Genomic DNA, 6,611 nt, shown 5'->3' with positions numbered 1-6,611 from the left:
AATAGACCGAAGAAACTTTTGTTCAGCATATCTTTCAATCATTTTATAGAAAGATAGGTTTGCATCCATACACCTATCAAAATCTTTTGGCATATTGAGCTTGGGTCCTATGAATGGATTAATCAAGCCGGCAGATACTTGAGTTGCTGAATGTGAACTACATGAGTCTATCACTCTGACATTCTCTCCATACTCAAGTAGGCTGTGCGCAAGAATGGCACCAGCCAACCCATGACCTACAATAAGAATACCCTGACTCATTAGAAAAATTTCACCTTTCATTGAGTTTGCGGACAACTCTCTTTGCGTCAAACTAAGTGAAATGTTTCTTATCCGTAAAGTATTTCCGTTTGCACTCCTGTTAAGTGCATTCCTTGCTTTTTGGTTGGCTGAAAATTACTCTTTTTTAGGAAATCAATTAAAGCAAACAAGCTTCAAAAATAAGCAGCCCCATCATACATCCCCACCAATTTTTAATGTCGGAGGTAAAGTCGATCCTTTCAAATATTCATTATTGGAGGAAATTAATGAAACTTCTGTAATGGAATTTGAGGATTTGCTTAAGCAATTAAACCCAGGAAATGATTGGGTACTAAGTTTAGATAAGGACAGCGTGGAAAACCTCGCGGTGAATGCTTCTATTTATGGAATTAAGTTGGTTGAAAGTCTCGCAGAACTTGGAGTTGTTCGGGTTAAGGTTTTGGACACAAAAAAAGCCCTGCCTCTTCTAACTGAGTACATTTCTCATAATCAAATATCTCCTAACTATACGATGCGCCAACCCCTTCCCCCGCGAAAGGAATTGGTCTTGAATGAAGCTAGTTTTTCAGACTCCTACATTGAATGGCTAGGGGGGAGAGATGATCGTGCCAATTTAGGTACAGGTGTAAAAGTAGCCCTATTGGATTCAGGAGTTGATCTTTCTCATCCTATGCTTGCAGGTGTGTCGATTAAGCAAACAAACCTGCTAGCGACTGAAGGGATAGATGGGGTGGGGCATGGTACCGCACTAGCTTCTGTTATGGTCGGTTCCACTTCGGGCATTCAAGGTATTGCTCCTCGAAGCGAAATTCTATCTTTCCGTGTAATCGATAAAACGGGAAAAGCTGATTCATTCACGGTTGCCTCCGGAATCGTTAAGGCTGTACAAGATGGTGCGAGAGTAATCAACCTTAGTCTTGGTGCAGAATATGGGAGCGATGTGCTAAAGCATGCAGTAGGGTATGCTCGAGAGAGTGGGGTTAGTATTGTTGCCGCAGTTGGTAATGATGGCGAGGGATTAGTTAATTTCCCCGCTGCCTACGATGGCGTCATTGGAGTTTCTTCTGTGGGGAAAAATGGTCAGGTCTCTTCGTTTTCAAATTATGGGAATGGTGTTGATATTGCCGCGCCCGGAGTAGGTGTACTTGCCGCGTGGGAGCTTCAAGAAATGGTTTCTTTTAGTGGAACCTCAGTATCTACTGCGATTGTCTCAGCTTCAATTGCCGCGGAACTCTCTAATGATCCAACCCTGACCAGTCATGATGTTGAGGATTTACTTCTACGATACGCAAATGAATCCGGCAAACCGGGGTATGATTTAATTGCAGGTCATGGTATTCTGAGTCTAGGTAGGCTAGAAAACAGGACTAATGAAAATTATTCCGACCCGGCCTTGGTTGGGTATTATTTTGGTGAATCCGGTGTGGTTTCTGGTACCGTGCCCTTTGAGGTAATTATTCAAAACCAAGGCAATACTTTACTTAATAACCTTAATCTTGAAGTAGAATACCTTGGTGCTATGAAAAAATTCAGGGTCAATAATTTAGCCCCTTCAGAAATTAGAACAGAGAAACTTTACCTGCAGGGTTCAGATATTGACGGATTCCTCAAGATAGATTCCAGGCTCATAACTCCATCAGGCACCAAAGATGACAGGCCAGAAAATAATATGAGGAATAGTACGATTAGTTTTTGATTTCGTGGCAGAGCCAAGGTATCCCAACTCTATTAAGTAACAGCCTTAGGCTGCGTCTCTCTTTTTTTCGGGCAGAGGAACGATTTTCGCTTTTGATTTACCCCTAATAACACCTGCATTGATAACCACTTCAACTGGTTCTTCAATTGCTGGTAATTCGTACATTACATCAAGCATGACAGTCTCCATTATAGAACGTAATGCGCGGGCACCAGTCTTCATTGTGAGAGCTTGCTTTGCAATCGCGGTGATCGCTTCACGGGTAAAGCGAAGCTCGGCACCCTCGAGCATAAACATCTTGCGGTATTGCTTTAAGATAGAGTTTTTGGTTTGTTCCAACACACATACAAGTTGCGACTGTGTAAGTTCGTGAAGAATCGAAAGAACGGGCAATCGACCAATGAATTCAGGTATTAAGCCAAATTTAACCAAATCTTCGGGCATAACCTCGGAAAGAATCTCTTCGGTATTTTGTGATTTTTCAGTGTTATACCCTACGCTACGCTTTCCTTTTCTTTGGCCGATGATATCGTCTAGGCCAACAAATGCACCTCCACATATAAATAGGATATTAGATGTATCTAATTGGATATACTCTTGATTCGGGTGCTTTCGACCACCCTGAGGCGGGATGTTACAGACAGTACCCTCAAGTATTTTCAGTAAGGCTTGCTGAACACCTTCCCCTGATACATCTCGGGTGATGGATACATTGTCGGTTTTTCGGCCTATTTTATCTATCTCATCAACATAGATGATACCGCATTGGGCACGCTCTACATCATGATCTGCTGACTGTAATAATCGAACAACAATATTTTCCACATCATCACCAACATATCCGGCTTCTGTAAGGGTTGTGGCATCGGCGATAGCAAAAGGAACATCAATAAGTTTTGCTAGGGTTCTTGCTAGAAATGTTTTACCACTGCCAGTGGGGCCAATAAGTAGGACATTGCTTTTTTCGATCTCTACCTCTTCTAAATCTTGAGGCAGAAAAGGGGAATCTTTTTGTGACTCAGGCGATCCCAACTCTGCAGATAATCTTTTATAATGATTGTGGACGGCAACTGATAAGACTTTTTTTGCATGATCTTGTCCAATCACATGCTCGTCCAAGTTAGCTTTGATCAAGCTTGGTTTAACCAAATTAAAAACCGGTTTACTGCCAGAGCTTTTCTTGGGAGGTTCTTTCTCCCCCAGTTCTCGGTCGATGATAGTTTTGCAAACCCGAACACAGGAATCACAGATGAACACGTTGGCCGGCCCTGCGATCATTTTTCGGACCTCCCCCTGCGGCTTTCCGCAAAAAGAACAGAAATTGATTTTGGTAGGCTTAGCCATCGGTAAACTTCTTAATCGGTGGGCTTTTGTGAAATGACTTCATCCACTAGACCATAATCTTTAGCTTCTTCTGCTGACATGTAGTAGTCTCGGTCTGAGTCTTTTTCAATTTGCTCTACCGATTTACCGCTATGTTCGGAGAGCACTTGATTAATCGTACTCCTCCACCGTAATATTTCTTTTGCAGCAATAGAGATATCAGAGGTTTGCCCGCCAGCACCACCGCTGGGTTGATGGATCATGACGCGACTGTTGGGAAGGGCATATCTTTTACCTGGAGTACCAGCTGCTAGAAGTACCGTGGACATACTCGCCGCCATACCGATGCAATAAGTGATCACATCACATTGCATGAATTTTAAGGTGTCGTAGATCGCCATGCCGTCAGAAACGCTCCCTCCGGGAGAATTGATGTAGATGTGTACGGCTTTTTTTGGGTCTTCCATCTGTAAGAAGAGCAGCTGGGCGATTATGGAATTGGCGACATAGTCATCAATCGGGGTACCGACAAAGACAATCCGATCACGAAGTAATCGGCTGTAAATATCCCAAGCCCGCTCTTGGCGACCTTCGCGTTCATATACATATGGAAGTGGTAAATATGCGCCCATGATAGATTAGTGTGTGTGCTCACCCTCGATGTCGCAAATCTGTTCTTTGGACAACTCGGCAATTTTGATTAAAGTTTTGTCGTAAACGACATCTTCTCGCAAACGGTTCAACCTGGCTCGATCTTGTGAAAGCTCTTTAATGAATTTCGTTGGATCTTCTCTTCTCATCATTGCTTCACGAGTAGCGGCCTGTGCTAGATCTTCCTTCTCGACTGTAATTTTTTCTTCCTCGGCTATTTTTGATAAAACTAAGGTAAGTTTTAATCGTGCTTGCCCCTGAGTCTGACACTCCTTCCACCATTCATCTCGATTCTTCTCGATCTCATCCTGCTTCGTGCCCTGGCTCGCTGCCTGTTGGATGCGGTTTTGGAAGATGGCTTTGGACTCTTCCTCAGCAGCTTGCTGGGGTAGGGGGAAGTCATCCATGTCCAAGATTTTCTGGGTAATTTGTTTACGCTTTAGGTTTTCGTTTTCCTGTAATTTGCGTGACTTAATTTGTTCAACTACTTTTTCCTTCAGTTCTTTTACGCTTTCGATCTTTAAGGACTTAAGAAACTCTTCGTCTTCTAATTTAGGTGCTTTCTTTTCACGGACTTCATGTATTTCCAATTGATAAATCACTTTTTTGCCCGCCAATGGAGTAACCTCAAAGTCCTTGGGGAATTCGGCGTTAATTTCCTTCTTGTCACCCGTTTTCATACCGACCACGCCTTCGGCAATTGCATCCACGCCCATTCCCGTCGAATTGCCAGCCTCCTCCCATGTGTTCGCTTGCTTGCCATACATAGGTTTCTCCGGAACTAACTCAGCAACCATTTTGCCATCAAGGGTTCCCTCATAGGAGCATTTTACATAGTCTCCTTTCTGGGCAGGTCGTTCAACCTCCTCAAAACTTGCACGTTGTTCCCTGATTGCATCGAGTTCTTTTTCTACCTCCTCATCTTTTACTTCGGTCGGTTCAATATTGAGCTCGTACTCTTTGTAAGCGGGTAAATCAAATTCAGGCTCTATATCAATGGTAACTTCAACTTCAGCAGCTTGCGTGGGTTCGAGTTCGCCGGCGTCAACTTTAAGAACTGAGTATACCTTAATATCTTTTCTCTCAAGGACAGCCTCATAGGCGGAGGTCGATACTTTTCTGTTTAATTCATCATGGAGTTCTTTGGCGTATTTCTTGCGAATCACTGGTGCCGGGGCTTTTCCTTTACGGAAGCCTGGAATGCTTACCATTCTGCCTAAATCTTGACAGACTTTTGATTCGAACTTGCTTACCTCTTCAGGTTCGAAGCTTACGGTTGCGATTTTACGAGCAACGCCCGCATCCTTAATATCTACGTTCACGATAGTTTCAGTACTTTGTTTTCGGATTTATGAATAAGAACGAAGTGTATTAGACTAACTCCGTAATTTAAGGGTTTTATAGTAGGCAAGATTCGGCAAGGGTCAACGAGATAGACTTGTACATCAACGCGATGGCACCCAAGGGTAGAGCCGGGTGCTAGTTACGAGGTTAGTCGCTTCTAGAAAATTGATGGCTTTTTCTAAATCGGTTGGCGAAAAGTTTCTCGATTGGACAATAAGTTCATCCGTTGAATGATTTCGACCAATTATATGAAAAAGATCTTCATCTAATAAATTCTTAAAGGAATCTAACATGTTGTCGTTTTTTAACCTGATATAAATCTCAGCTGCACGGAAAAATTGAATATTGCTAGAACTTTCCAGTTTTTGTTCGGCCAAAATGAATAATCTTTCCGATCTAAACGAACCGGTAGTTTCAATCACCCATGAATTAACTCCATCTGAATGGGATCGAGAGAGGGACGGTCGATTCTCTTCATAATGGACGACGATGCCACTCGGGATAGCAGTAGAAACTGATTCAGGGAGTGGGAGAAAGGGAACATTTCCCATTGCTGTATGTAACGAATTATAATTACCCGGTCTCAGTGCGGTCTTTTCGCTTTTAATATCAAGTGCGTGCCGCACCAGCATGGAGGATGCGGTAACCCCAATTATGAGGCCAATGGCAATGGTTATTCTTCTTTCTTTTTTTCCTAGTGACATGTGATTCTTAAATGAGGCTTGGCGAGTTGAGGGAGTTTAGCAAAGTTGGATTCATGATATCAGCAATTACTGAAGTTAGGGTACGATACCAGGAAACGGATCAAATGGGAGTAGTCTACCATGGCAATTACTTTACTTGGTTTGAGTCCGCAAGAATTGAGTTACTCGACCAGATGGAATGCTCCTATCAAGAATTGGAGAAAGGTGGATACCTACTGCCTGTACTAACATGCGAAGCCCGGTTTATAAAACCGGCCAAATTTGATGATCGATTACAAGTGACTGCTCTTATTAAAACTTCACCTGTCGCCCGTATTGAAATATTTTATGAGGTAAAAAGGAATGAGGAATTACTTGCCAAGGGAGCAACTTCGCATGCCTTTGTGAATGAGGAGGGTAAACTAATCAAACCGCCCATCGATTTCCTCGATAAAGCAAAAAAACATTTTCTTTATTCTCCTAACGACTAAAGGGCACCGACCACCTTGAATTACAATTTAGAAATGATCAACTCGACTACTTGCACGGGCGAAAGGTTGTCTGTCTCAATAAGAATGTCTGCTTCTTTATATCTTTCTTCCCGTTGGTTTAATAATTCCTGAAGTGCGGATAAAGGGTTTGTGTTTTGTAAC

7 protein-coding genes are annotated in these 6,611 nt (G+C 42.7%); 2 read left to right on the top strand and 5 right to left on the bottom strand.

Annotated elements, in window-relative coordinates:
* Window positions 1-261: FAD-binding protein (locus ACKPQ4_RS08095; RefSeq protein ID WP_407680682.1), on the bottom strand; the 261-nt coding region annotated here is incomplete at its 3' end.
* Between the two features lie 61 nt (window positions 262-322).
* Here ACKPQ4_RS08095 and ACKPQ4_RS08090 point away from each other — a divergent pair.
* A complete protein-coding gene (locus ACKPQ4_RS08090; protein ID WP_407680681.1) occupies window positions 323-1,957 on the top strand; it encodes a S8 family peptidase in 1,635 nt (544 codons plus the stop codon).
* A 45-nt stretch (window positions 1,958-2,002) separates the two neighbouring features.
* Here ACKPQ4_RS08090 and clpX read toward each other — a convergent pair whose 3' ends face one another.
* The 4 genes from clpX to ACKPQ4_RS08070 all read right to left on the bottom strand — a co-directional run bounded on the left by clpX (window position 2,003) and on the right by ACKPQ4_RS08070 (window position 5,979).
* Complete coding sequence (gene clpX, locus ACKPQ4_RS08085) at window positions 2,003-3,301, bottom strand: ATP-dependent Clp protease ATP-binding subunit ClpX (RefSeq protein ID WP_407680680.1); 1,299 nt, start codon at window positions 3,299-3,301, stop codon at window positions 2,003-2,005.
* Between the two features lie 11 nt (window positions 3,302-3,312).
* On the bottom strand, window positions 3,313-3,912 hold the full coding sequence (locus ACKPQ4_RS08080) for an ATP-dependent Clp protease proteolytic subunit (RefSeq protein WP_407680679.1): 600 nt from the start codon (window positions 3,910-3,912) through the stop codon (window positions 3,313-3,315).
* Between the two features lie 6 nt (window positions 3,913-3,918).
* Window positions 3,919-5,253 carry a trigger factor gene (gene tig, locus ACKPQ4_RS08075; RefSeq protein ID WP_407680678.1) on the bottom strand — a complete coding sequence of 445 codons (1,335 nt, stop codon included), beginning with the start codon at window positions 5,251-5,253 and terminating at the stop codon, window positions 3,919-3,921.
* A gap of 123 nt (window positions 5,254-5,376) precedes the next feature.
* On the bottom strand, window positions 5,377-5,979 hold the full coding sequence (locus ACKPQ4_RS08070; RefSeq protein WP_407680677.1) for a hypothetical protein: 603 nt from the start codon (window positions 5,977-5,979) through the stop codon (window positions 5,377-5,379).
* A 53-nt stretch (window positions 5,980-6,032) separates the two neighbouring features.
* On the opposite strand from ACKPQ4_RS08070, the gene ACKPQ4_RS08065 reads away from it, so the two are divergent.
* On the top strand, window positions 6,033-6,449 hold the full coding sequence (locus tag ACKPQ4_RS08065) for an acyl-CoA thioesterase (protein WP_407680676.1): 417 nt from the start codon (window positions 6,033-6,035) through the stop codon (window positions 6,447-6,449).
* Window positions 6,450-6,611: the final 162 nt, after the last annotated feature.

The organism is Candidatus Chordibacter forsetii (assembly GCF_964187505.1).
Classification (GTDB): Bacteria; Verrucomicrobiota; Verrucomicrobiia; order Opitutales; family Seribacteraceae; genus Chordibacter; species Chordibacter forsetii.
The sequence above is the reverse complement of the archived record's forward strand: the minus strand, read 5'-3'. Positions and strand labels throughout refer to the sequence as shown.

Excerpts from the sequence above, each read along its gene's own strand:
- ACKPQ4_RS08090 (WP_407680681.1), top strand. The coding sequence starts at position 323 with ATGTTTCTTATCCGTAAAGTATTTCCGTTTGCACTCCTGTTAAGTGCA.
- clpX (WP_407680680.1), bottom strand. The coding sequence starts at position 3,301 with ATGGCTAAGCCTACCAAAATCAATTTCTGTTCTTTTTGCGGAAAGCCG.
- ACKPQ4_RS08080 (WP_407680679.1), bottom strand. The coding sequence starts at position 3,912 with ATGGGCGCATATTTACCACTTCCATATGTATATGAACGCGAAGGTCGC.
- ACKPQ4_RS08070 (WP_407680677.1), bottom strand. The coding sequence starts at position 5,979 with ATGTCACTAGGAAAAAAAGAAAGAAGAATAACCATTGCCATTGGCCTC.
- ACKPQ4_RS08065 (WP_407680676.1), top strand. The coding sequence starts at position 6,033 with ATGATATCAGCAATTACTGAAGTTAGGGTACGATACCAGGAAACGGAT.